Origin of the sequence: Pseudoteredinibacter isoporae, assembly GCF_040372805.1 — a bacterium.
In the GTDB taxonomy this organism is placed as follows: domain Bacteria; phylum Pseudomonadota; class Gammaproteobacteria; order Pseudomonadales; family Cellvibrionaceae; genus Pseudoteredinibacter; species Pseudoteredinibacter isoporae_A.
This window is the reverse complement of sequence record NZ_BAABWJ010000005.1, coordinates 1-25,504: the sequence shown is the minus strand read 5'-3', so window position 1 is coordinate 25,504 and position 25,504 is coordinate 1. Positions and strand designations below refer to the sequence as shown.

The 25,504-nt window shown below is 46.7% G+C and carries 17 protein-coding genes and 2 pseudogenes; 15 read left to right on the top strand and 4 right to left on the bottom strand.

Annotated elements, in window-relative coordinates; all coding sequences use genetic code 11:
* Positions 1 to 3: 3 nt before the first annotated feature.
* From ABWW03_RS11405 to ABWW03_RS11395, 3 genes are all read right to left on the bottom strand, one after another.
* Positions 4 to 372, bottom strand: a complete 369-nt coding sequence (locus tag ABWW03_RS11405; protein ID WP_353408458.1) for a hypothetical protein — start codon at positions 370 to 372, stop codon at positions 4 to 6.
* 233 nt (positions 373 to 605) lie between these two features.
* Entirely contained in the window at positions 606 to 1,418 is an 813-nt protein-coding gene (locus tag ABWW03_RS11400) for a hypothetical protein (RefSeq protein ID WP_353408457.1), read from the bottom strand.
* Positions 1,419 to 1,453: 35 nt separating this feature from the next.
* A complete protein-coding gene (locus ABWW03_RS11395; RefSeq protein ID WP_353408456.1) occupies positions 1,454 to 1,957 on the bottom strand; it encodes a DMP19 family protein in 504 nt (167 codons plus the stop codon).
* A 498-nt stretch (positions 1,958 to 2,455) separates the two neighbouring features.
* On the opposite strand from ABWW03_RS11395, the gene ABWW03_RS11390 reads away from it, so the two are divergent.
* The 8 genes from ABWW03_RS11390 (at position 2,456) to ABWW03_RS11355 (ending at position 15,199) form a co-directional block, all read left to right on the top strand.
* Positions 2,456 to 3,382 (top strand): restriction endonuclease, encoded by a 927-nt coding sequence (locus ABWW03_RS11390; RefSeq protein WP_353408455.1) that lies wholly within the window; start codon positions 2,456 to 2,458, stop codon positions 3,380 to 3,382.
* Positions 3,383 to 3,396: 14 nt separating this feature from the next.
* Positions 3,397 to 5,742: a type I restriction-modification system subunit M gene (locus ABWW03_RS11385; protein WP_353408453.1), complete on the top strand. Its 2,346-nt coding sequence runs from the start codon at positions 3,397 to 3,399 to the stop codon at positions 5,740 to 5,742.
* A complete protein-coding gene (locus ABWW03_RS11380) occupies positions 5,742 to 7,136 on the top strand; it encodes a restriction endonuclease subunit S (RefSeq protein ID WP_353408451.1) in 1,395 nt (464 codons plus the stop codon). The genes ABWW03_RS11385 and ABWW03_RS11380 overlap by 1 nt, the downstream gene beginning before the upstream one ends.
* Positions 7,133 to 7,678 (top strand): hypothetical protein, encoded by a 546-nt coding sequence (locus tag ABWW03_RS11375; RefSeq protein WP_353408449.1) that lies wholly within the window; start codon positions 7,133 to 7,135, stop codon positions 7,676 to 7,678. Before ABWW03_RS11380 ends, ABWW03_RS11375 begins: the two co-directional genes overlap by 4 nt.
* A 131-nt stretch (positions 7,679 to 7,809) precedes the next feature.
* Complete coding sequence (locus ABWW03_RS11370) at positions 7,810 to 8,919, top strand: hypothetical protein (protein WP_353408447.1); 1,110 nt, start codon at positions 7,810 to 7,812, stop codon at positions 8,917 to 8,919.
* Positions 8,916 to 9,272, top strand: coding sequence for a hypothetical protein (locus ABWW03_RS11365; protein WP_353408445.1), 357 nt, complete (start codon positions 8,916 to 8,918; stop codon positions 9,270 to 9,272). The genes ABWW03_RS11370 and ABWW03_RS11365 overlap by 4 nt, the downstream gene beginning before the upstream one ends.
* A 17-nt stretch (positions 9,273 to 9,289) precedes the next feature.
* Positions 9,290 to 13,078: a type I restriction endonuclease subunit R gene (locus ABWW03_RS11360; RefSeq protein ID WP_353408443.1), complete on the top strand. Its 3,789-nt coding sequence runs from the start codon at positions 9,290 to 9,292 to the stop codon at positions 13,076 to 13,078.
* Positions 13,079 to 13,396: 318 nt separating this feature from the next.
* Positions 13,397 to 15,199 (top strand): C1 family peptidase, encoded by a 1,803-nt coding sequence (locus ABWW03_RS11355; protein ID WP_353408441.1) that lies wholly within the window; start codon positions 13,397 to 13,399, stop codon positions 15,197 to 15,199.
* An 84-nt stretch (positions 15,200 to 15,283) separates the two neighbouring features.
* On the opposite strand, the pseudogene ABWW03_RS11350 reads toward ABWW03_RS11355, so the two are convergent.
* Positions 15,284 to 15,592, bottom strand: a pseudogene (locus ABWW03_RS11350) (DDE-type integrase/transposase/recombinase); the annotation flags it as partial.
* Here ABWW03_RS11350 and ABWW03_RS11345 point away from each other — a divergent pair.
* The 7 genes and pseudogenes from ABWW03_RS11345 to ABWW03_RS11315 all read left to right on the top strand — a co-directional run.
* Positions 15,579 to 15,848, top strand: a pseudogene (locus ABWW03_RS11345) (integrase core domain-containing protein); the annotation flags it as partial. The pseudogenes ABWW03_RS11350 and ABWW03_RS11345 sit on opposite strands and share 14 nt — an antisense overlap.
* A 51-nt stretch (positions 15,849 to 15,899) precedes the next feature.
* Positions 15,900 to 16,751, top strand: coding sequence for a hypothetical protein (locus ABWW03_RS11340; protein ID WP_353408439.1), 852 nt, complete (start codon positions 15,900 to 15,902; stop codon positions 16,749 to 16,751).
* Positions 16,752 to 17,338: 587 nt separating this feature from the next.
* Positions 17,339 to 19,939, top strand: a complete 2,601-nt coding sequence (locus ABWW03_RS11335; RefSeq protein ID WP_353408437.1) for a LuxR C-terminal-related transcriptional regulator — start codon at positions 17,339 to 17,341, stop codon at positions 19,937 to 19,939.
* A gap of 141 nt (positions 19,940 to 20,080) precedes the next feature.
* Complete coding sequence (locus ABWW03_RS11330) at positions 20,081 to 21,649, top strand: hydantoinase/oxoprolinase family protein (protein ID WP_353408435.1); 1,569 nt, start codon at positions 20,081 to 20,083, stop codon at positions 21,647 to 21,649.
* The gene (locus ABWW03_RS11325) at positions 21,636 to 22,724 is read left to right on the top strand and encodes a DUF917 domain-containing protein (RefSeq protein ID WP_353408433.1); all 1,089 of its coding nucleotides are present in this window, start codon (positions 21,636 to 21,638) and stop codon (positions 22,722 to 22,724) included. The genes ABWW03_RS11330 and ABWW03_RS11325 overlap by 14 nt, the downstream gene beginning before the upstream one ends.
* Positions 22,725 to 22,746: 22 nt before the next feature.
* Positions 22,747 to 24,804, top strand: coding sequence for a TonB-dependent receptor (locus ABWW03_RS11320; RefSeq protein WP_353408432.1), 2,058 nt, complete (start codon positions 22,747 to 22,749; stop codon positions 24,802 to 24,804).
* A gap of 371 nt (positions 24,805 to 25,175) precedes the next feature.
* On the top strand, positions 25,176 to 25,504 hold a 329-nt coding region (locus ABWW03_RS11315; protein WP_353408431.1), incomplete at its 3' end, for a hypothetical protein.

Sequence of the window (25,504 nt, the reverse complement as noted above, 5' to 3'; positions counted from 1 at the left end):
ATTCTACCTTTTGATCATAAATAGAATAAAAATCACCATTACCAATAAAATAAGAAAAGCAATGGCCTTATTTTTCGAGCTATCTTTCATTACGGGTAGTAGAAGCTCCTCTTCAATTGCGCGGTTAAGTTTTATTAGTTCGGATTCTGGAAGCTTTTCTTGAACGTAGTGGTTAGGATTTCTTGTCAATTCAACAGCACCTTCAAATTGTGCGTCTAATATGATCCAAAGACCAACTGATAGTGTTCCTGTAAAATTTCTATGCTGAAATCCATGTATGCCAGAAATATGTACTCCTATGCCATTCCTGAGCAAAGTGGCTGCAAGGTCTTTTGCCTCTTCAATGGTGGAAAAATTTTGTAGCAGTTTCACTGGACAGTACTTTTCAAGTATTCAATAGTAGAGTTGCCTATATTAGCGCATTCTAGCGTGTTATCTCCTCAATAATCTACTAAAGTGTGAGTGGATGGTTCTGTTGAAATTGATACATCTAAACTCTTCAGGAGAATGATTCGAGGGCTACATAACTGCAAGCTTAAGCGATAGTTGGGTCTTTCCATTCGAATAGATGATTAACGGCTTAAGAAGCCATAGCGTCGGTATCCTTAGTAAGACGAATACATGTCCACTTTATAAACCCACATAATGCCTTCAGGCGTTTCAGATACCCAAATCGAAACGGTGTATTCCCAGCTTCCAATACCATTGGGGCTCAGGCCGCATTGTAATTGAAAGCTCGATTTTCCGACTCTATCCTTACGTTTTACGCCTTTAGGTATACCTTCATCGTCGAAGAATTTCTTCTCACTGCCTTTCCCCCAATAAATCTCGTCTATAGAGATATCATCGAAGGTATCAATTTTCCCATTTTTCGTCTCGGAATCAACAAACATCGCTTCAAGAGCAGGTGTATCGTATTCATCGCCAACAGCAGGGTGTATGTAGGTGGCAAGCTCAGTGAAACGTCTTGTTATCAAAAGCTGGGCGAAAAGATTGGTGAAACTACGTAAGCGTGCCATTTGAGGTTTACACCCCTCAACATCACCATAAATTTGGAATGGATGCCCATTTAAAAAACACATATGCACGCTTTCGTCTATCTGGGATATATCCTCAGCTTTCCAGGTGAAATACGCACTGTTCACTTGTTCCAGCTCGTACTCACGTATATCAGACACTACAACGGAATAGGGCTGAGGGGAGTTGAACATCTCTTGCTGAATCTTTATATCCTGCCCGTTGTCATCCTGAACACTCAAAAAGTTACTGTTTTTAAGGTGCCTAAGAAGATCACCCAGAGCCTTTGTATTGCTCTTATCTTCTGGATAAAAAAAGTGTTCAACTTCAGTTAACGTCAGTGTTTTTTGCTTCAAAATATACAGTAAAAACTCCCGCTGTGCGGAGCCGCTAATAGGCATAATATTTCCTTACAATCCGGTAGTGAGAGAGGCGATTACGCTGTAAGCCTGATCTGGTCTCGATGATGCTTTATGTAATCAAACAATGCATAAGCGGGTGCTTCATCGGTCTCATAATAGGCATCATCCAATTCAGCAAGAATTTCCTCCAGCGCGTCGTCCTCACTGTTGGCTTTATCTTCCACCGCATCGATATCTGAAGGATTAACGCCAAGTGCATCAATCGACTGCTGAGCTATGTTGGCCAGCTTGTGACAGGATATAGCTTTTAGCGCATCGACAAGGATTGGGGTGTACTCAACAGATGAGTTGATGAAGAACTGGATAAAGCCGCCATTTCCGACCTCTCGCTCAAACGCTTCAACCGCTAGAATGCTTAACTCTGCCTCTGTCATGCTTTCATCGGCTTCTTTACGTGAATCCAGGGCGGATTCAATAGCCAATACCAAGGAGTCGATTCGATGTGTGGATTGGAGCTCAATCAGTTCTTTTAAGGATTGACCGCTGTATTGCTCTAGAAATATACCGCCTTCTTCCATTTTGGGTCCTTTTGAATAGAGTTTCTACCGTTGAAGGAATCGCCGATTATAGTGGGCACAGTTGCGGAATTCGAGTGCTTAGCTCACAGGCTTGCAGTGGCTTTAATAGTGTTGTGAGTGGCCCCGTTTTCTATCAAAAATGACAAGCTAGCGATGATGGTATATTGCCTGATGAATCATCCGCTTCATTCATTACTTTTTGGGGAACAATCAGGCTGTTATTTGTTTTTATAAGGTATTCCTGTCGTTAATTCCTGCTTGCAACTGAAGGCGTGGTGAGATTTAAAGGAAGTGGCCCACTTGTACAAAATTCGCACACCTTTGTCCAAAGGGTGATGGCTCCAAAATAAACCCAGAATGCAATCCTATCTCATTGAATTTGCTGTAAAAATTGATATCTACCGCTCATTAAGGTTTAATTGAACAATTTGCGTAGAGTGTTTGACATCCTGATAAGGACAAGCCGAAACAGGTAAAAACAAGTGGAAGTTAAGCGTTATGGCGATACCTGATTTTCAGTCGACAATGCACCCTCTATTGGCAGCAGTAGCCGATGGGGAAACACATCAATTTCGTGAGGTGATTGATACGGTTCGGGAGCATTTTCAGCTCACTCCTGAAGAAGCTCAAGAGAAAATTGCTTCCGGTAAACAAACCATCATCAAAAACCGTATTTCCTGGGCCAGAACCTATTTGACCAAGGCGGGCCTACTTGAATCACCTGGCCGAGGGTTAACTCGCATTACGCCCAGAGGGCGAGAAGCTTTAGCGCAAACAGAAGCCCCGGTTCGCGTGAAATACCTCAAGCAGTTCCCAGAGTTTAAGGAGTTCCACGCCGCCAAATCCAAACCAAACGTCCGTATTGCCTCGGAATCCCTTAATCGCGGTCTCGAAGACAATCAAGCGACACCTGAGGAGCGTTTGGAAGAGGCACATGAAGAGCTTAATCGGGCATTAGGTGATGAGCTGCTCGACACCATAAAATCATCTTCTCCCGAGTTTTTTGAACAACTTGTGGTAGATCTCATGTTGGCCATGGGCTACGGCGGATCACGAAAAGAAGCGGGCAGGGCGACTCAATACTCACACGATGGCGGCATTGACGGAGTGATTAATGAAGATCCCCTGGGCCTTGAGCAAATCTACCTGCAGGCAAAGCGCTACACAGATCACAACGTTCAGCGCCCCGAAATTGATACCTTTATTGGCGCCCTCACGCGCAATGGTGCTCGCAAGGGGGTGTTTATTACCACGTCCAGCTTTTCCTCTGGTGCCATTGAGGCCGTGCAGGGTCTTAATATCAGCGTAGTATTGATTGATGGTTCCAGATTGGCGGAGTTGATGCTTTACCACAGCCTTGGTGTTTCGGTAAAAGAAACCTATCAGGTCAAAGCCATAGATACCGATTATTTCAACGAAGATTAATGAGTTAACGCGAGATGTCAGATCAAACCTCAGCTTCCAATAATTTAGCCGCTTACTGTTGGTCTATTGCTGATTTATTGCGAGGTGATTTTAAGCAGAGCCAATATGGGCGTATCATTTTGCCATTTACCCTATTGCGCCGCTTAGAGTGTGTTTTAGAGGAAACAAAAGAGACTGTTCTGGGAGAGCATGAAGAGCTTTTAAAGCTTGACCTGCCCGAAGAGGCTCAGGAGAAATTGCTACTCCGTGCCACTCAACACAATGGAAACACTCTAAGTTTCTTCAACACCTCCAAAATGGATTTGTCCAAGTTAGGTCAGGCGGGCATAAAAGATAATTTGGAAAGTTATATTCAGAGTTTTTCAAAAGATGCTCGCGAAATCTTTGAATATTTCAATTTTGCCGAGTTTATTGCCCAACTTAACGATGCAGATCTCTTATTCAGTATTGTTAAAAAAGTCCGCCAAACCGACCTCAGTCCCAAGGCCATCTCCAACCACGACATGGGCCTGGTATTTGAAGAACTGATTCGCCGCTTTGCGGAAGGCTCCAATGAAACCGCCGGGGAACACTTTACCCCCCGTGATATTGTGCGCCTCACCACCTCCCTGGTATTTATGGAAGATGATGACGCCCTCACCAAGCCTGGCATCATCCGCACCATCTACGACCCCACCGCAGGTACCGGCGGCTTCCTCTCCTCGGGTATGGAATACGTGCACGAGTTAAACCCACAAGCGGTCATGCGTGCCTTTGGCCAAGAGCTTAACCCCGAGAGCTACGCCATCTGTAAAGCCGATATGCTGATCAAAGGCCAGGACGTCACCAATATCAAACTCGGCAACACCTTATCCAATGATCAGCTCTACGCCGACAAATTTGATTACATGCTCTCCAATCCGCCCTTTGGTGTCGATTGGAAAAAAATCGAATCCACTATCAAAGACGAAAACACCCTCAAAGGCTACGACGGCCGCTTTGGCCCAGGCCTGCCGCGTGTATCCGACGGCTCCTTATTATTCCTCATGCACCTGATCAGCAAGCTGCGTGATGCATCAGAGGGAGGAGGTAGAATCGGCATCATCCTCAACGGCTCGCCGTTGTTTACCGGTGGTGCAGGCAGTGGCGAAAGCGAAATCCGCCGCTACATACTTGAGGCCGACCTGTTAGAAACCATCGTCGCGCTACCCACCGATATGTTCTACAACACCGGCATCGCCACCTATGTCTGGGTGCTGTCGAATAAAAAGGCCGATGAGCGCAAAGGAAAAGTACAGCTCATCAACGGCGCAAACCTCTGCGGCAAAATGCGTAAATCCCTAGGCTCCAAACGCAACGAAATGAGCAGCGAAGATATCGCCACCATCACCCGCAGCTTTGGAGCGTTTGAAGTGGTGGATGCCCGCGAACTGGATAAACCCGCCGAGCAAAAAAGCAACCGTGGCCGTCAATCAGCCAACCCAAAAGCCGAAGCACCAAAAACCTTCGCCAGTAAAATCTTCGCCACTCATGAATTTGGCTACCGCCGCATCACCATCGAGCGCCCATTACGTGAGAGCTACCAATTCAGTGATGAACGCATCGCCGAGCTGCGCTTTGCGCCCAAACCTTTAAACGCGCCGATGAAGTGGGTGTATGAAGCTTACGGTGAAAGCTGGAGCGACGCAGCTGATTGCGAAAACTATGGCGTACTGGCCGAGCATGAAGCCGATATCCGTAAACACCTGAAAACCCATTTCAGTGATTTAAAAGAAGCCAAAATAAAAGAGCTGTTAGATCAAAAAATCTGGGCAGCACAAAAGCAATGCCTGCTAAAAGCCAAACAGCTACAATCAGAGATTGGCACAGCGCAGTGTGATGATATGAATGGCTATGAAGCCGCCATCAAAGCTGCCTGCAAAGCTCAAGGCATCACGTTAGAAGCCAAAGAGAAAAAACAAATCACCACCGCCGTGAGCTGGAAAAACCCAGCAGCTGAAAAAGTGATTAAAAAGCTGCATAAAAATACCGAAGCCAATCCGCTTTATGGCCTGTTTGATGTGGATGGCCAAACGCTGGAATACAAGCCCGATGGCGATCTGCGAGATAACGAAAACGTCGCGCTTGATCCATCACAAACCGTGAATGCACTCAACGAAGCCTACTTCAAAAAAGAAGTACAACCCCATGTGCCCGATGCCTGGATAGATGCCAGTAAGACCGATGATAAAGATCAGGAAGTGGGTATTGTGGGTTATGAGATTCCGTTTAACCGCCATTTTTATCAGTATCAGCCGCCGAGAGATTTAGAAGCGATTGATGCGGATTTGGATACGGTGTCTGCTGAGATTATGAATTTGCTGCAAGAGGTGCATTCGTAATGGGCGCAAAGTATCAGCCTTATCCTGAATATAAGGATTCAGCGGTCGAAGTTATAGGAGATGTGCCTAAAAGTTGGGTTGTTGGCCGACTTAAGCAGATAGTTGATCAGAATCGACAGATCACATATGGAATTGTTCAAGCAGGGCCAAATAAAAAGGGAGGCATTCCTTACATTAGACCTGCTGATATGACGGATGAAGGAGGAGTGAAAGATTATGATGGACTGCTTCGAACTTCACCCGAAATTGCTGCTGACTATGAGAGAAGCAAAATAAAACCAGGTGATATAGTTTGTTCTATAGGGCCGAGTTTCGGAAAGTTAATGATAACGCCCGAAACGCTTGATGGTGCTAATTTAACACAGGGAACAGCTAGAGTAGCCATTTCGTCTGCTTACAACGCCAGATACTTTTTCTGGGCTTTACGCGCGACTTCTTCATTTCAGCAATGGGAGAGTAGTGTAGGTGGTGCCACATTTAGGGCTCTTAATTTAGGCCCTCTCGCAGACACTTTTGTAGTTGTCCCTTCTAATACTGAGCAAGAAAAAATCGCCAACTTCCTCGACCACGAAACTGCCAAAATCGACACCCTGATCGAAAAACAACAACAGCTGATCAAACTGCTAAAAGAAAAACGCCAGGCCGTGATCAGCCATGCCGTCACCAAAGGCCTCAACCCCAACGCCCCCATGCGCGATTCAGGTGTTGAGTGGTTAGGTGAAGTGCCGGAGCATTGGGATGTCTGCAGAGTAAAGCAAATCACCAATTTTATAACATCAGGGCCTCGAGGATGGTCTGATTATTTAAGTGAAAATGGTGAAAATATATTTCTACAGAGTGGCGACCTTAACAATAAGCTTGGTCTTGAATTGTCGGGTGCTAAAAAAGTATCTCCACCAAATAATGCTGAGGGTGTTCGCACAAAATTGGAAAACGGGGATGTTGTTGTATGTATTACTGGGGCAAATACCGGTCGTGTTGCTATAACCCCAGAGCTCGATGGCACAGTTTATATTAACCAACACTTGAGCTTGATTAGGCCGATTAAGTCTTTAATGGATTCAGACTATTTGGGGTTAGTGCTTTCATCTAGTTCGGTTAAATCATACTTCTCTGTTACCCAATATGGGCTTAAAGAAGGTCTTAGTCTTTCAAATGTTGGAGAAGCTCCAACATGTAGACCGCTCCTAGCAGAGCAAAAAGAAATTGTTCAATACGCTAAAAATGCTAGCGATAAATATGATGACTTGGAAAGTTGCGCAGAGAGGCAAGTTGTACTTTTGCGTGAGCGCCGTACAGCTCTAATCTCAGCAGCCGTCACCGGAAAAATAGACGTCAGAAACTGGCAAGCCCCAGAACCATCCGATAATCAAAACAAGGAAGTAGCCATATGAGCGTTTACTCTAGAGTCAATCAAGCGTTAAAGGGATTTGTATTAGTCAGTTGTGCTATCTGTCAGCCATCCTGGGCGGATACAGATGAAGGGTACGATTTATCTAACCCAACCCCGCTGATCGGTATTACCGCTGTGGATGATGTTATGTCCGATATTCAGGAGCCCAATGCCAGTGAAGGTGGTGCGATGGGTATGCAACGTTTTTTTACCACAAAAATGGTGGCGGCTTTAAATAATTGTGTGTCTCAAACACAACAGGTCTATAGGGGTTGGTACAAGCAGTTTACGCTATTACCAGTATCAGAGAATATTGAAAAATTTAAAATGACCAGCAGAGTGTGGGATAAAGAAAAGAAAGGGTTATTTGAGGCGAGTTATATGCTAGATCAGGAGAAACGGTATATTCGTACGGCGTTGGATTATTACCGCATTACTGGTGAAAAAGTATCACCCGCTGCTATAGAGTCACTGATTTCTACCTATCAGCTAAATGCGTTATGGAATAAGTTATCGGAGGCAATGGAATGCGATACAAAATAGCGGTTTTAAGTGTTATTGGGGTTTTGGTCTGTACGGCTTTTATCAAGTCACCCAAAGTTGAAGCGAAAGAATGGCGCTTGGCACTGTGCTACGGAAAGGGTGCAACGGAGGTCGACAAACAGTACCGTAATGTGATTGCTGATACGGCCGCGAATGTGTTTGCAGGTGTTGATAAAAAGGCCGATACCAATGTGATGATTCGCCAATGTGGGCGAGAACCCGATTTTGCCTGTTATGCGGATCAGTCTGCTATCTATTGTCGAGAGGAGCCTTTAGCGCAACTGGCCAGGATGGCGGCCTGGCTTTCGGCAGAAACTGCATTTTTATTTGATAAGCACCGTGGTAAGAAAGGAGTGCTGAATGAAGTGCCGCAACTTTCATGGGTGGATGCGCTGCTACTGGCAGATGCTGAAGCCATTGATGGTGAGACTGTTTTTACTCAACGCGCCGAAATGATTATGGAGCGCCGTGATCTGGATGCGGATAGCTTAAATGCGATCTATTCATTGGTTGTGGATATCTATTCGCATACCAATAACCGTCAAGCGGTTGATCCAGATAATCAAGTATTACTTGTCGCCTCTGATATCTATCAACAGATTATGGAATATGCCTTTGCCTTTTTGCTGGGCCATGAGGGGTTTCACTATACCAAGGATGTGTGTGAAGTCAGTAGGAAATCCCGCATAGAGACCAATGGCTTGGTCAACGAAGTATCCAAAATGCAGCTTAAAGGGGGGTATTTTAATCCGGCATTAACACTGGACAAAAACGAGTTCCGGGCTGATATCTGCGGATTACGCTGGATGGAAAAGATAGCCGAAAATGCTGAGGCTGATATGCCTGCTGTATTTGATGCACTAAGCAAACGCCTGGCCATTGATTTGCTTTCAGCGCCACTACTGGCTGGTTACTTGAATTCCATTGCTGTTAATAAGCTGGGGCAGGCTGCGCCGAAAGCAAAATTGGTGAGTGGTTATCTGTACCCTCAGTCACGCCTGATTCTTACTTCTGCAGTTCTTAATCTTTCTGAAGCGGCTTATCCTGAAACAGTGAAAATTTGTAATGACAGTGCCAAGGCGATGGCAACGCTGATGCAGGATGCCTATCAAAGCTATCCAAAATCTTCCGGTATTATATCTGACCCGGTTCTTGCTCAGCTGCCACCGGGTGTCGAAAAGGCTTGGAATGGTGCTATGTGGAAAGAAGATTCCTTTAGATGTTATATGGAGAAGAAGTGATGCCGGTTATCGGGGCGAATGAGATTGTATCGATTTTACAACTCGGGTTTTCCGGCGTTGCATTTTTGTTTCTATATATGAGCTTTAGCCTGTTGAGTAAAGAACAGCAGCGCAAGGAAGAGCCCAGGGATAAAATCCTGAAATCCATTCGCTCTTTTTCTTTCTTTACCGTTGCCTTTGCTGTATTGGTTTTGGCTTCTACTGCACTGGATTACGTGTTGAAAGAAACGACATTGCCCGAGCGGTGTGAAAACGCAGTTCTGCGAGCAGCTGAGCTTTCTAATAATGACGGACATGATTTAAGTTCAATGCGAGACTTACTTAAAAACACTATTTCGCAGTGTGAAAAATAGTATAAAGGATTTTACTGATGGGGAAGGCAAGCGAGCTCATTTTCCAAAATGACATGATACGCCAGCTAGTGGCTAACGGCTGGTTACTAGGTAAGCCTGAAGGTTACAATCGTGAACTGGCCTTGTATGAAGAAGATGTTTTGGGTTTTGTTAAAGAAACCCAAGATGAGCAATGGCAAAAGTTCTGTGGCTTGTATCCCCCCCAAGAAAATAATAAAGAGTACCCAGAGCAAAAGTTGTTAGAGCGCGTCGCTTCCCAATTAAATAAGGCCGACCCCAACGCGGCTAATAAGGAAATGCGTACCTTTGGCACCTTGGGTGTATTGCGCCACGAGCTGCGTGATCGCGGTACCCGTTTTAGTTTATGCCAGTTTAAGCCCGAACATGATTTAAACCCGGATACCTTAGCGCGTTACAAGCAGAACCGTTTACGGGTAGTTCCAGAGCTGGTGTATTCCCCCTGGGCTACGGATGAACATGAGGCTGAAACAGGTGCTCGCGCCAAGAAATGGAGAATCGACCTCGTATTGTTTGTAAATGGCTTGCCGGTGGCCACGCTAGAGCTAAAGTCTGAATTTAAACAGGCAGTGCAAAACGCCATTAAACAATACAAAACCACACGCTTTGCCATAGACCCTGCCACCAAAAAGCCCGAGCCCTTATTAACTTTTAAACGCGGTGCGTTGGTGCATTTTGCCGTTAGCCAATATGAAGTGTATATGGCTACCCGTCTGGAAGGCGATAACACCTTCTTTTTACCGTTTAACAAAGGCACCAAGGAAGGCGGGGCCGGTAACGATGTACCTGAAGATGTTAACCAGTATGCCACCGATTATTTGTGGAATGATGTATTACTGCCCGATAATCTGTTGAATATTCTTGCCCGTTTTGTGCATTTACAAATCGAAGAGAAAGAAGACTGGGAAGGGCGTAAATACAAGAAAGAAACGCTGATCTTCCCTCGGTACCACCAATGGGATGTGGTAACTAAACTGGTCGATGCAGCGAAAACTGAAGGCCCGGGTAATAAATACCTGATACAACACAGTGCCGGTTCTGGTAAATCCAACTCCATTGCCTGGTCGGCCCATCAGTTGTCCGCCATTCATACGGCCGCGGGTAACAAGCTGTTTGATTCGGTGATTGTGGTTACCGATAGAACCGTGCTGGATGATCAGCTGCAAGAAACCATCTCGCAGTTTACTTCGGTTGAAGGGGTAGTGGGGCGTATTAATCGCAGTGAGGGGGATGGCTCTAAGTCGGAAAAGCTGGCCGCCGCGCTGGAAGGCGCAACGCCGATTATTATCGTGACTATTCAAACCTTCCCCTATGTATTAAAAGCCATAGAAAACAGCACTAACCTGAAAGAGCGTAATTATGTAGTGATTGCTGATGAGGCCCACAGCTCTCAAGCCGGCAGCACCGCACGCCAACTCAAAGAAGTGCTGATGATGGATGGAGAGAAGGCTCCGGATGAAGAACTGAGCACTGAGGATATTCTCGATGCTGCCGTTGCCTCACGCCGTGCTTCCAGCAACCTGAGTTACCTGGCCTTTACCGCAACACCTAAAGATAGGACATTACAGCTTTTTGGCCGTTTGCCCAAGCCAGATGAAGAACCTCGAAAACCAGATAATCTGCCCAAAGCCTACCATGTGTACACCATGCGCCAGGCCATTGAAGAAGGCTTTATCCTGGATGTGCTGAAGAATTACACCAACTACAAAGTGGCCTATAACCTAGCGATGAAAATCGAAGGTATCGATGAAGAAGTTGAAAGCAAAAAGGCCACGGTGAAACTCAACCAATGGGTGCGCCTGCACGACTACAACATCAGCCAGAAAGTGCAGGTGATTGTGGAGCACTTTAAAGACAACATTATGGGGCTATTAGGTGGTCAGGCCAAGGCGATGGTGGTGACCAGCTCTCGTAAAGAGGCGGTGCGTTACAAGCTGGCCTTTGACAAATACATCACCGAAAAAGGCTATCAAAAAATACAAGCCATGGTGGCCTTCTCTGGTGAGTTGGAATTTACCGATAAAGACCCTAATGCCCAAGCTTTAATTGGCGAGAAGTTTACAGAAATCAGCATGAACCCAGGCCTTAAAGGCCGTGATATGCGCAAAGCTTTTGATAGCGAAGATTATCAGGTGATGATCGTAGCGAATAAATTCCAGACCGGCTTTGATCAGCCTAAGCTATGCGCCATGTATGTGGATAAGAAACTGGGCGGTGTGGAGTGTGTGCAAACCCTGTCGCGTTTGAATCGTATCTTCCCAGGCAAGGCAGAATGTGGCACTTATGTGCTGGACTTCTTTAATGACCCTGAAGATATCCTTGATGCTTTCCTGCCGTATTATCAAACCGCCGAACTGGCTGATGTATCTGATCCCGACCTTATCTTTGATTTGTTTGATAAGCTGCGTGCAGCCGGTATTTTCCTTTGGCAGGAAGTAGAGCAGTTCTGCGATGCTTTCTTTGTGAAAAGCAAAAGTAATGCTGCGATAGCGAATATCTGTAAGCCAGCGGTAGAGCGCTGGAATATTCGATATAAATCAGCCAATGCGGCTTACATACAAGCCAAAGAGATGTTTGAGCGCACTAAAAAAACTGATGATGCGGTGTTGATTGCTAACGCCGAGAACAGCTTTAAAGAGTGTAAGCAGGAAAAAGATGCGCTGGAAATCTTTAAGAAGGATTTGGGTACGTTTGTACGCTTCTATGAGTTTATATCGCAAATTGTTGATTATGATAATAAACAGCTTGAAAAACTAAGCCTGTATGCTCGCAATCTTCGACCAATGTTGCGTGACGTTGTAGAAGAGGAGGATGTTGATCTTAGCAATATATCACTCAGCCATTATCGTCTCTCCAAAATCCGTCAACAAGACATTCAGCTGAAAGAAAAAACTGCTGAATACAGATTAGAGCCCGGAGACGGGCTAGGCAGCGCCAAGCCAAGGGACCGTAAAGATGAGCTGCTTTCCCAATTAATCAGCCGCCTTAATGAGTTGTTTATTACGGATCAACTCACTGACAGTGATATGGTTAATTACGCCTTTACCATCAGGGATAAGGTGCGTGAAAATGAGTTGGTCATGCAGCAAATCTCCAACAATTCACCGGAACAGGCCTTGCTTGGAGGTTTTGGTAAAGCTGTTGATGATGCGGTACTGGGGAGTGCTGAGGCCCACAAGAATCAAATGATGCAGCTTCTGTCAGACCCTGCAAGAGCTCAAGATTTTGGCCGTCTAGTTTTTGATTTATTAACCGTGCCTGCTAGCTTGGGCGAATCGATAGGCGATACTAGCGTAAGCGCATCGATGGGCTCGCTTAATGTCTGTATTGACCGTTTTGAGATACAACCTCAACAGGAAGATTATTCAGCCGTAGAGCGAGAGCTCACACAATACCTTGATCAAAAGCTGAAGTCAGCAATGAGTGAAATCATTGGCGTCGGGGTGAAGCTTAATCGAAAGTCTATTCGACCTGGATCGCTTTATATTGACTACGAGATATTATTGTTAGTCGGTAGCTCATTTGCATTGGGTGCAGGTGCATTGGCAAGTTATCCTAAACTCAAACAAGCCTTTGAAGAACTGAAAGCAGATATTAAGGCTAATGGTAAAAGGTGGGCTGAGAAGATAGAGTACGCAATGGGCTTGCTTAAGCCCACACAACTTTCATGCGTCGAGCTTAGGCTTCTTACACAAGAAGAGGTGGAGCAAGACCTTTATGTGAGAGGACTTATCCCGAAACCACCGAACGATACAAAACCAGGCACAAATGAACGGCCGAGAAAATAAGTATGGCCGAAAAGTAAGTGTTCATAATGGCCTCACTAATGGTAGACCAGTGCCATTCTTATTTTCAGCTGCTGAAAAATCTGGTTGTGACATCTACGTTCAAATACCAAGCTAATCAAAATCGAAGCCTGAGCATTCTTTATTCTTCAGGCTAAACACTAAAATTCCAAAATAGATAGCTCCCGCAGCGCTTATTACACACTATTACATCCGTGTTGTGCGCAACACCAAGCTTAATTAGACTCCTTGAAGATTGGTTTATTCTTCAAAAAATTTCCGGAGAGGGATGCCCCTCTTGGGGTCTAAAGGTGGAACGATATGCCAAAGCTTAGTAATCTTACCCTCAACGTCACCTCAGATGCGCCCGACTTTCGCGATCGTTACTACGAACCCACACTGGCTCCTTTGCGAACAACGTTTCACCCACCGGGAAATTTGTTTATCTTGGATCAGGGTTCTGAAGGTGCCTGCACCGGCTTTGGCCTGGCAGCTGCCATTAATCTGCTTTACCGCCAACGCGATGACGAACACAAAGTCAGTGCGCGCATGCTCTACGAAATGGCTCGCCGCTACGATGAATGGGCCGGGGAAGATTACGAGGGTTCGAGCTGTCGTGGTGCCATTAAGGGGTGGAAAAACACAGGCGTGTGCAGCGATACCTTGTGTCCATACCGACCTAAAAGCCGCTTCAGGATCACCCCGGAGATCAGCGCTGACGCAAAATCTCGTACTCTAGGTGCATACTACCGACTGCGTCCTGTCGTGTCTGATTGGCACGCGGCAATCAATGAGGCCGGCGTAGTTTACGCTTCCGCTCAGGTACACAGTGGTTGGTCTAGTCCCGTAAAAGATAGTGACAACGAAGCCGTGATTCCTCATCGAGACATGCTCGAGGGTGGGCATGCGTTCGCTGTCGTGGGTTATAACGCCAAGGGGTTCTGGGTGCAGAATTCCTGGGGAGACGAGTGGGGCGATGACGGCTTGGCGTTATGGCTCTATGAAGATTGGGCAAATAATGTGATGGACGGCTGGGTAATACAGCTGGCCTTACCCACACCTCAAGTATTCGATTTAGGCCTGAATGCCGGAGCTGCATCCAGCGCAAATAACAGAGCGGAGAAGGGGGCACCGGCTCGCTTCGCCATCGAAGAGCACTTTGTCCATTTGGATGACGGAAAATACCACGACAGCGGCCGCTATTGGAGCAATAAAGATCATATGTCGGTGGTGCAGAGTGCTTTGGCCAACAGCGGTTGCCAGCATCTACTCTTGTACGCACACGGTGGGCTCAATTCAACCAAAGCGTCTGCTACGCGTATTGCAGCGATGAAACCGGTGTTCCTTGCCAACGGAATTTACCCGTTTCACTTTATGTATGACACTGGCTTGCTAGAAGAACTGAAGGACGTCATCTTTGGTAAAAGCAGGAGGGCAGAGCGAGTAACGGGTGGAGTGAGAGACTGGTTCGATCGACGTATTGAGAATGCCACTCGCAAGCCCGGCCGAGCCCTCTGGCGTGAAATGAAGTTCGGTGCTGAAGCGCCTTTTCGGCGGACATCTGACGACGGTACCGACGTACTTGAACGCCTGCTGTCGAGCTTACCCCAGGGCATGCAGATTCATGTTGTCGGACACTCAACAGGAGCCATCTTGCACGCTCATTTATTGGCGAGGCTTGCACAAATCGATCCCGCGCAGCAGGTATCCACATGCGCCTTACTCGCGCCCGCGGCGACAAATGCGCTATTCGAAGCTAAATACCGCCCGCTACTGGAGGCTGGATTGATTGGCCAGTTAAACATCTACAATCTAACCGACAAGCTCGAACGAGACGATACCGTAGCGAAAATCTACGGTAAGTCGCTGCTCTATCTGGTATCCCGTGCTTTTGAAGAGCGATACAAGGCCCCGATACTCGGGATGGAGAAATATAACAAACAGATCGATGGAAAAGGGCACCCTCTAGAATTCGTGTACGCACGAAGCACCGACCGCGGCCGCTCACGCAGCGACACTCACGGCGGCTTCGACAATGACCCAGCCACAATGAATGATGTTTTGAAGCAGATCCTTGGTGGAAGCCCAGATCGGCCATTCAAAAAGTCTGATCTGGAATACTAATTCTTGCCTCAGGCGGCGAGCGACTCGGAGAGAAACAAGCTGGCAAGTTTGATCGATTATAAATAGCGAGGCAATCCAGCTTGGGTTGAAGCTTTCGATATAAGCATTTTGGGTTGGCTTGCCTGGCTGAATCAGTTTTAAGGCAACTCGGTGTTCGTATGCCCATTGATCCAAAGCCTTACTGGTAAACTCTGGCCCCTGATCGGTACGTATCGCAGATGGATAACCTCGAAACTGCGCTATAGCATCCAATACACGAGCAACATAATCACCGCTGATACTGTGGGAAACCACCAAATCCAATGACTCTCTGGTGAAGTCATCCACAATTGTCAGAATCTTAATTCTTCGGCCATTGGCTGTAGCATCCATCACAAAATCACCCCAAACCAATGGTATCTGCGAGAGGTTTCATAAAACAATTTTGAACGTGTTCTATCAGGTAACTTTTAGGAAAAAGCTCTATGGTGATATTGCTGAACTTCAAAAAGACCTGGACGAATGGGTTGATTACTATAACAATGAGCGAACTCATCAAGGAAAAATGTGCTGCGGCAGAACGCCAATGGAAACTTTGTTTGATGGTAAATCGATCTGGGTAGAAAAGAATTTAGCCCAGATCAGGTCTGAGCTACTACAACTTAGATAATATGATAACTGGGCCTGGCTGGCCTTTAACCTTGTAGGAACAGGAGATCAAGTGAACGCATTTAAAGGCTTTATAAGCTTCATTTTTCTTTTAGTGTCATTACCGCTATTCGCACAACCATCCGTTGTCAGTATCGACCGCCAAACTCCAGCAACATCACCAACCAATGCCAATGCTGTCGCATGGCGTATTATTTTTAACGAAAACGTTACGGGAGTCGGGAGCGCAGATTTTAATCTCACAGGGCCAACGGGGGCGTCTCTTGGAGTTGCAGGTTCCGGAACAACTTACGATGTGACAATTTCAGGAGGAAATCTAGCCTCGTTAAATGGGACGGTTAGTCTGTCAGTAGCACCCGGAGCCACCATTAACTCGGTTTCAGGCGGCCAAGCGCTGGTCGATGGAGTGCCGACTGGTACTAACGTCAACACTTACCTGATTGACAACATTGCACCGAGTACCCTTAGCTTTAATCGCGGCGTACCAGCCAGTGAGTTTACCGATAGCGACAGCATAACGTGGTTGGTAAGCTTTAACGAAGATGTAAGCGGAGTAGACCTGAACGATTTCGCCGTAACTGGCCCTACAGGGGCAAGTATTGCTGTTACTCAACTTACTGCCTCTACGTATAATGTTCAACTGAGCGGAGGGAATTTATCAGGGCTCAATTCTGCTGTGGGCCTGAATCTGAATACGCCAAGCATTACCGATATAGCAGGCAATAGCTTGCCTAATGCTGAACCTGCGCTAGATCAACTGTATCAATTGCAGAACCCACTAATCGTTGCGGCTCCTGCAGTCGCGGTTAGCGCTGGGGTTGGTAAGGATCAGCCTCTTGGGCTTTTGGCCATGATAACCCTACTGCTTTCGCTTGCTTGGTTTGGTGTTATGCGAACTCGCTAATGCGTACCGTTAATGACCCCAGGAGCCATTAGCGATGGCTCTTGTATTTTAGGTAGTAGAGAGAAGTCTACGTCATGTACGTCTAAAAACCGCCTTGGGGATGTGGCGGTCAATTTTTGTTGTGGAATAACTGGACGCCCAAGTTAATCCCTAGACAATCCTTGGCAGAAATCCTCCAATTCTCAGAGAGTTAACTAAGCCAGCGTACAGCTAAATCTGCAAACTGTCAGATTTTCCATACGAGTTTCAATAGCTTCCTTTTTTCCTAGTAAATTTAAAAATTATTCGTCCATATGTGTCTCAAATCTGAGAGAACTATAGGAAAGTTACATCGGCCAAAATTTTGTAGGAGCAATATCGTATCCTTGTTTCTTTTATATCGTTTAATTACGTGTGGGATGAAACAATTCCTCAATTAGATGGTATCTGGCAAGCTGAACGAGATTCACCTATTATGGTGCCATTGTGTGTATGTCGAGGTATATCCGTTGGACTCGAACGATTCTAGAGATCAATTTACAGGTTGGATTGCTCAGGCTAAGTTTAGAAGGCCAAAGCATGCTATTGAGCTTGTTCGGCGAGACGCCTTGCTCCAATGCCTTCAAAGTCAGCTGAACAGTGCGACTCAACTTGTGCTTTTTACCGCGCCTGCTGGTTTTGGTAAAACCAGCAGCATTTCCCAATGGCTTGATGAATTTGACGAGAGAACCCAGATAGCCTGGTTGCAGCTGGATTCTGCCGATAGAGAATCGAAGGCATTATTGGCAAACATCATTTTGGCACTTGCAGAGGCCGGTTGTGATATGTGCGAGTTGGAACTCGCGGCAAGACAGGGTGCTCTCGATGCACCCAATCGGGTTGTGATCTCTGCGATTGTTGCCAAGCTGGATGATTGTCTTGAAGATAAGCAACGTTTATTCCTCATTCTGGATGATTACCATCTTGTAGACAATGAAGCTGTGAATTCCTGTATTGATTTGCTGCTTCAGTTGGCAAGCCCCAAGCTATGCTTGATCTTATCTTGTCGATATAGGCCGGAATTGAAAATCTCTAAGCTTCGTTTGCAGGGTAGAATCATAGAGCTTGGGGATGACATACTTCGTTTTCTTCCGTCCGAGATAGATTGCCTATTTGGCGAGAGCTTTCCCCCTGAATTCCAACAACTATTAATTGATAAAACCCAGGGTTGGGTTGCTATGTTGCAGCTTGCCAAAATTTGGGGGCAGCCAGCGTTATTGGAACATTTTGATGGCGCCGTCGATGGGTTGGCAGAGTATATGACGGAACAGGTGATTGCTGATCATACCGATGATGAACAACAGTTTTTGCTCGATACTTCCGTATTAGAACAGGTCAGCGTTGATCTGGCTGATTATATTAGAGCAAGCAACGACAGCCATTATTATTTTCATCGCCTGGTAAGGCTGACCCCCTTAGTGTCAAATTCGGGCGGAATTCTCCGATACCATCCCTTGTTGAGAGACTTTTTGCAACGACGTTTGCAACACCAAAATCCTGAGCGCTGGCAAAACAAGTCTCAAAAAGCAGCAGAGTGGTTCGAGAATCAAGGGGATATTCTTAATGCTGTTAGGCTATACACCCAGGCAAGCTCCTATGAAGAAGCGTATCAGTCATTTTCTCGAGTCGGCGGCTGGCAAATTATGACTAGCCTGGGGCATCAATTGATGGGGCAGTTGCTTTCTTATTTCCCCGCGCAATGGCTTGATAAAAAAGCAGATTTGGTCCTATTTAATGCCTATTTATCGATCAAGCAAGGCGAGCTGAGCAAAGCTCAGGCCCTGTTTCAAAGAGTGTTGCGTCAGCAGGGGGCTGACATTGAAGCTTCGGCAGCTTTACCATTAAATTCTGATTTGGGAATGGTTTCTCTCATTCTCAGTTTGTATGCCGATGAGGAGGTTGACCAGCTTACGCTGAATCGCTTGGAAGAGGCTTTGGCTTCAATCGGAAGGGATGAAACCGACGTCGAAGCTGTACTGCTTTCAGGCCAGTTTCTTTGTGAGTATTACCTGGGCAATATTACTCGTTCCATCAATTTGGCCAAGCGAGCGATACAGACGCTCCAAGCCCTTGAGTTGCCGTATGCGCAAGATTACTTTTACCTCCACCTTGCAAACGGCCAAATGTATATGTTGGAGCTCGAAGAATGCCGCGCCAATATTGAACAAGGCATCCAGTTTGCAGAGGAAAACTTTGGTAAGTTGGGAAATCTTACCGCAGCGGGCCAGGTTGTATTGGCGCAAAGCCACTATATGGCAAATGAAATTGAGAAAGCACAAACTCTTTTGGATAAGGCATTGCCTACAGTTTGCGATGGTGATAGCTGGCATGAAATTTTGGTGCCTGCTCTTACGACCGCTATGCAATGTGCAGCCGAAAGAGGTGGAAAGGAAGAATTGCAAAACGTTTTCGAATCAGGCGTAACCCTTGCTAAACAACGCAAGCTGTCAAGGCTTCAGGAATCTCTAACAATTACTCATGCGGAAATATTGTGTCGTCTTGGTGATATAGAAGACGCAGCGGACTGGATGTCGAATATCGAAATTAAAGATTATTCAACCGCTTTTTATTGGCAACTGGAGGCCCAGCGTTGTTTGTGTCGTTGTCGCTACTGGTTCATCAAGGGGGAGCTTTCCCAGGCCAAAAGTTGTTTACAGAATTGGGAGAGTTTCCGTCAACGCTTCAGTCTGGAGAAGCTTCCTTTGCTGGAGCTTCAATACAGCATCTGGAATGGTTTGCTGGACTTTGAAATGTCTGAAGGGGTCGATGCGAGACAAGCATTATTTCATCATTTGAATGAGCATTGGCTTAAGATGTTGAGTAACCTGAATTTACGTCTTGTGCTGGAAGTGGGTGAACCTATTGTGCCGTTGCTGAGAGGCTGTCTGCAGCAAGCAAAACATTCCATGCTTAGTAGTCGCTATAGCCAGTTACTTAAGCATATAATCAGCAAGATAGCGATCAATGACGTTGCCGGCGAGCTATTCAGTACCAGAGAGCTCGAAGTCTTACGATCCCTTGCTCAGGGAAACGTTAACAAACGAATTGCCCGGGAGCTGGACATGACGGAAAATACCGTTAAATTTCATCTGAAGAAGATTTACAAAAAGCTTGGTGTTGACAAGCGCATCGCTGCGGTGAATGAAGCGAGGCGTTTAGAACTACTTTGACAGCTGTTTGTCTGGACTACCCATTCGGGTAGTCATCTGAATTTTAACTACCCAAAAAACACGGGTTGTTACCCCTTTTATCCTTTGTTGTTTTCCTGCTAGACACTTACCATAAAAATCTCACAAACAAGAGGTTTTGCTATGCGTTTGGGTATTGACGTAGGGGGTACCAACACGGATGCCGTGCTCATCTGTGATAAAAAGGTACTGGCATCGACCAAGCAGCCAACCAGTGAAGATATCGCTGGAGGTATTATTGCGGCGATTCAACAAGTGGCGACCGATGCTGGGATCACTTACAGCGAGATCAAAGCGGTCATGATCGGTACAACTCAGTTCACCAATGCCTTCGTTGAGCGGAAACGCCTGGATCGTGTCGCGGCAATTCGTCTGTGTTTGCCGGCTAGCCAAAGTTTGCCTCCCTTTTCCGACTGGCCTTCCGATCTGCTTGAGGCGATTGATGCGCGTTACTATTTGAGTGCGGGAGGTTACGAATATAACGGTGAACAAATATCTCCGCTGGATACTGGAGATCTGGAGAATATCGCCAGTGACCTGAAAAAAAGAGATATTCACTCAGTGGCTATTAGCAGTGTTTTTGCGCCTGTGCAGTCCGAGATGGAAGAGAGGGCCGCTGAAATTCTCAAGCGCTACAATCCCAACTTGGCGATTACTTTGTCAAAAGACATTGGCCGAATTGGCTTGTTGGAGCGTGAAAACGCCGCGATTATGAATGCTAGCCTTGCCAGTCATGCTAAAAAGGTCGTAGCTTCGTTTAAAAAGGCTCTTCTCGCGCTGGGAATTTCTGCACCTTTTTACCTCACTCAGAATGACGGAACCTTGATGCAGGCTGAGCAGGTCGCTCAGTTCCCAATTCTTACGTTTTCCTCCGGCCCAACCAATAGCATGCGTGGTGCCGCTTGGCTTTCCGGGATCAATAGCGGTCTGGTTGTGGATATTGGCGGCACCACAAGCGATATCGGTGCTCTTCTAAATGGCTATCCTCGTGAGTCCTCCGTTAGTGTCGATATCGGCGGTGTGCGCACCAATTTTCGAATGCCTGATGTGTTGGCGCTTGGGGTCGGCGGTGGAAGTCTGGTGGCAAAAACGGGTCAGGTTGGCCCGAAATCTGTCGGCCATGAGTTGCTGAGTGCCGCTAAGGTTTTTGGTGGTGAGACACTAACTGCAAGCGATGTGGCTGTTGCCTCGGGCAGAGCCCGCTTTGGTAACAAAGAAAGACTCAGTGATATTTGTCCAACATTAATTGAGCAGGCCCTTGTATCCATACAAGAGCAGCTTGAAGAAGGGGTTGATCGTATGAAAACCCAGGCGGGTGAACTGCCTGTAATTTTAGTCGGCGGAGGCTCCATTCTGCTTGGTGATGTATTGGAAGGGGCTTCAGACATCGTACGTCCGCCTCATTTTGCTGTCGCAAATGCAGTTGGCGCCGCTATTGCCCAGGTAGGTGGTGAGGTTGATAAGGTCTATGGCTATGCAAGCACTCCCAGAGAGGAGGCCATTGCCGATGCGAAGGCAAAAGCGATTTCCTCAGCGTTCGAAGCTGGGGCCAGTGAAGACTCAATTGCCATTATTGATATCGAGGAAGTTCCTTTAGCGTATTTACCGAACGGTGCAGTGAGGGTCAGGGTAAAAGCCGTTGGAGATTTGGCGGACCAAGCAGTGAGTGAGGGACAAAATGAAAATTCGTAAGCAGGATCTGGAGCCAATTGCAGAAGGGGCTGCATTTCTGGGAACAGGGGGTGGCGGAGACCCCTATATTGGTCGTTTGGTTGCGGAAGCATTGTTTGAACGCTATGGCGAACCGGAAATGATCGAAGCATCGGAACTGGATGATGACGCGAATGTATACATTTCCGCAATGATGGGGGCGCCCACTGTATTGGTGGAAAAAATTATTGGTGGTCCGGAATTGGATCTTGCTATTTCCGCACTCGAAAAATACACAGGTCGCCAGGCTGATGCGATTCTCCCGGCTGAAATGGGGGGATGCAACTCTATGCTGCCGCTAGCGGTAGCGGCAATGCGTGGTCTACCTGTCATCAATGCGGATGGCATGGGGCGAGCATTTCCAGAACTGCAGATGGTAAGTTTTAACGTCCACGGCGTTAGCGCCAGCCCGATGTCAATGGCAAACGAACATGGCGAATCGATCATTATTAATGCCCGCGATAGTCATGAAACAGAAAACAAAGCCAGGCAGCTGATCATTGGCATGGGGGGGAGTGCAGCGATCTCCTGCTACCCCATGAGCGGGGCCAAGGTAAAACAAACTGCGATACCAGGTACGTTGAGCCTTGCTAAGGGCATTGGCGAATCGTTGAGTCAAGGCCGAAAACAGAATAAGCCCATTGATAACCTAGTTGATTATTTGGCGGGTACAAAATACTACTCACAGGCGCGCCGATTATTCAGTGGGAAAATTGAGAGTATAAGCAATAGGGTGGAAGGAGGGTTCACCTTGGGCGAATGCCATATTCGTGGAATTGGCGAGAAATCTCAACAAATCCTGACGGTCGAGTTTCAAAATGAAAATCTAATCGCGCGTCTGGATGGCCAATTGATTGCCATGGTTCCCGACTTGATTTGTCTGGTGGATACCGATACTGGAACACCCATTACCACCGAAGCCCTTAAGTACGGCCAACGCTTATGCGTTATCGCGGCTAACGTACCGCCTATTATGCGCAGTGAGAAGGCGCTCAATATTTGGGGGCCAAGGGCATTTGGGTATGATTTTGACTTTACACCAATAGAAAAACTATAAAACTTTAGGGTAGGAGAGTGGTATGAAAACGAAAAGAACACAGTTGGCAACGGCTGTCGGTTTGGCTCATTTAAGTGCAATTGCCCACGCCCAGCAAGAGCTTGCATTGGAAGAAATTGTGGTTACAGCTGAACAGCGTGAGGAAAGCTTGCAGGAAGTGCCTGTGTCAGTAACCGCCTTTGGTGAAAACGACATCGCCTCGGCGGGTATCGAAAGCAGTCAAGATTTTATTAACCTGACTCCAAATGTCACTCTCGACGATTCATTTACGGTTGGAAACACTTTTGTCACGATTCGAGGTGTGGCTCAGATTAATAATGCGGATTCTCCAGTGGCAGTGGTTATTGATGGTGTACCACAGGGTAATCAGAAGCAGTTCAAACAAGAGCTGTTTGATATCGAACGCATCGAAGTGCTACGGGGACCGCAAGGCGCCCTGTATGGGCGTAACGCTATTGGCGGTGCCATCAACATTGTCACCAAGCAAACCGGCAATGAGCTGGACGGCTTCCTTCGACTTGGCGTGAGTAATGGGAGTGGCAAAAAACTATCGGCAGGAATCGGAATGCCCCTGGTGGAGGATACACTTTTTCTGCGCTTAGCCGGGAATTATAAAGATAGCGACGGCCTGATCGAAAATGTGACGCTTAGGCGTAATGTCGATGAAAGTACCTCAAAGGACGCCAGGTTAAAACTACTTTGGCTTGCCTCCGACTCTATCAGTGTAGATTTTCGATACAACTATTCGGATTTGGAAGGCGGCGCTATTTCAGATTCAGCTCTCGGCCCAGGAGCTCAGCTTAATAGCAATCGTATATTACAGCCAAGTTCGAATATTCTAGGCCACAGTCAACGTCAAATCGACGGCTTCAGTGCGAAGCTTGACTGGGAAGTAGGCGAGGGAACGTTGAGTTACATCGCCGCTTACACGGACCTGACGGAAAACTACTTCGGTGATTTAGATTTTACTGCTGCGGAGTTCCTTGATCAGGCTCAGGATCTTGACGTTAAGCTTAAGAGCCAGGAGCTGCGATATACCTCTGCAGATGAGGAATCATTTCGCTGGATTGCTGGTGCTTATTATCAGCAAACTGACCGCAGCTTGAGTACCGTTGCTAGGGTAGAGCCGGCATCTGCAGGTTTGTTTGGCGGGAGCGGCTATATCACCCTAGTTAACACGCTGGACGACAACGACAATACAGCAACGGCAGTGTTTAGTCAGTTTGAATACGATCTTAGTGAAGAAACTGAATTGTCATTTTCTTTGCGGTACGACAGAGATGAGCGAGATCAAATTTCTTCGGGCAGAAGTGCAACTTTCAGTGCCTGGCAACCTAAACTGACCTTAACACATTTGCTTAATGACGATCACATGGTCTATGCGACTTACAGCACGGGATTTCGTTCTGGTGGATTTAATGCGGACGGCAGTTTGTTCAGTGATGAAAATCTTAGCAACTACGAGCTGGGTTTCAAAAGCAGCTTATGGCAACAACGTATACTCTTGAATGGTGCCGCCTACTTTTCACAGAGCAAAGATTTTCAGTTCTTCTTTATTGACCTAAATCGTGGCGGAGCGCAGGTCATTGACAATATCGATAAGACGGATATTAAAGGACTGGAGCTGGAATTTCAGATGTTGCTAGCAGAGAATCTTCGAGTGTTTGGTGGGCTTGGCATTACCGACAGTGAAATTAAATCGTTCGGAGATTTCCCTGATCAAGTCGGAAATCACACACCAAAAACTACTCGATTTACTGGGAATCTGGGTATTCAGCATACGATAGGCATCAATAGTGATTGGCAAATAGTTAGCAGACTTGATGCGGAACGGCGAGGAAGGAAGTTCTGGCATCCCGATAACATTGAGAATCAGGACCCTCTGACGCTATTATCAGCACGCTTATCTTTGCAGTCGGATGATGTCAGTTTCAGTTTGTGGGGCCGAAACTTGAGCAATGAGCGATACTATGCAGACTTCAACGACTTAAGTTACACGGGCTTACCGTCGGGTCAGGATATCGGGTTTTTGGCTCAACCACGCAGCTACGGACTGGATTTCGAAGTCAGATTTAAGTAGAAAACATATCCAATACGCTGTGATTTTTGTGATAAGCAAATGGATCTGCAGAGAAATCCTGGAATGGACATTAGGCTACTAGGATTGTTAACTTGAGGTGCTCTTTAGAGAGTCGTCTGTTACTCCGACTCTCCCTTTTTTGCGAAGCTAGAAATCAAAGACATATGACTCTGTAATCAGTCAGAGGGGGATTCTGTCAGCCCCATGTGGCGCAAATAGCCTAAGTGGACAAGGACAAGCTAACGTCGTTCAAACACTTATAGCCGGGGGTATGCTCGCTATGGTGTCTTGGACGGTTTTCACCACTCACGAACTTACCAAGAATCAAACCTTGTTGTTATGGCGTGTCCAGCAATTGGCGCTAGCGCAAGATGACGATCGATAACGAATTCGAACTCGTTAAACAATGGATCGCTGGCCGCCAGGAAAACGGCCAGGGTGACCCCGAGCTCGAAACCCTCCTACTTGACGCCTATCAGAATGGCGAACACAAAATCAGCAACGGTTGTAACTTTGTTAACGAATTGCGTTGGCCGTGGCCGCGCCATCCTGCTTGTGTCGTTCATGATCGCTTGTACAGACTGAAGGCAGGGCGCTCGTATGCTGATCGCATGATGCGTCGATTGAATGGATATTTCGGCCGCCCTGGTCGCGGCTGGATTCGCTGGGCAGGTGTGCGTGTTGGCGGCTGGTGGGCATA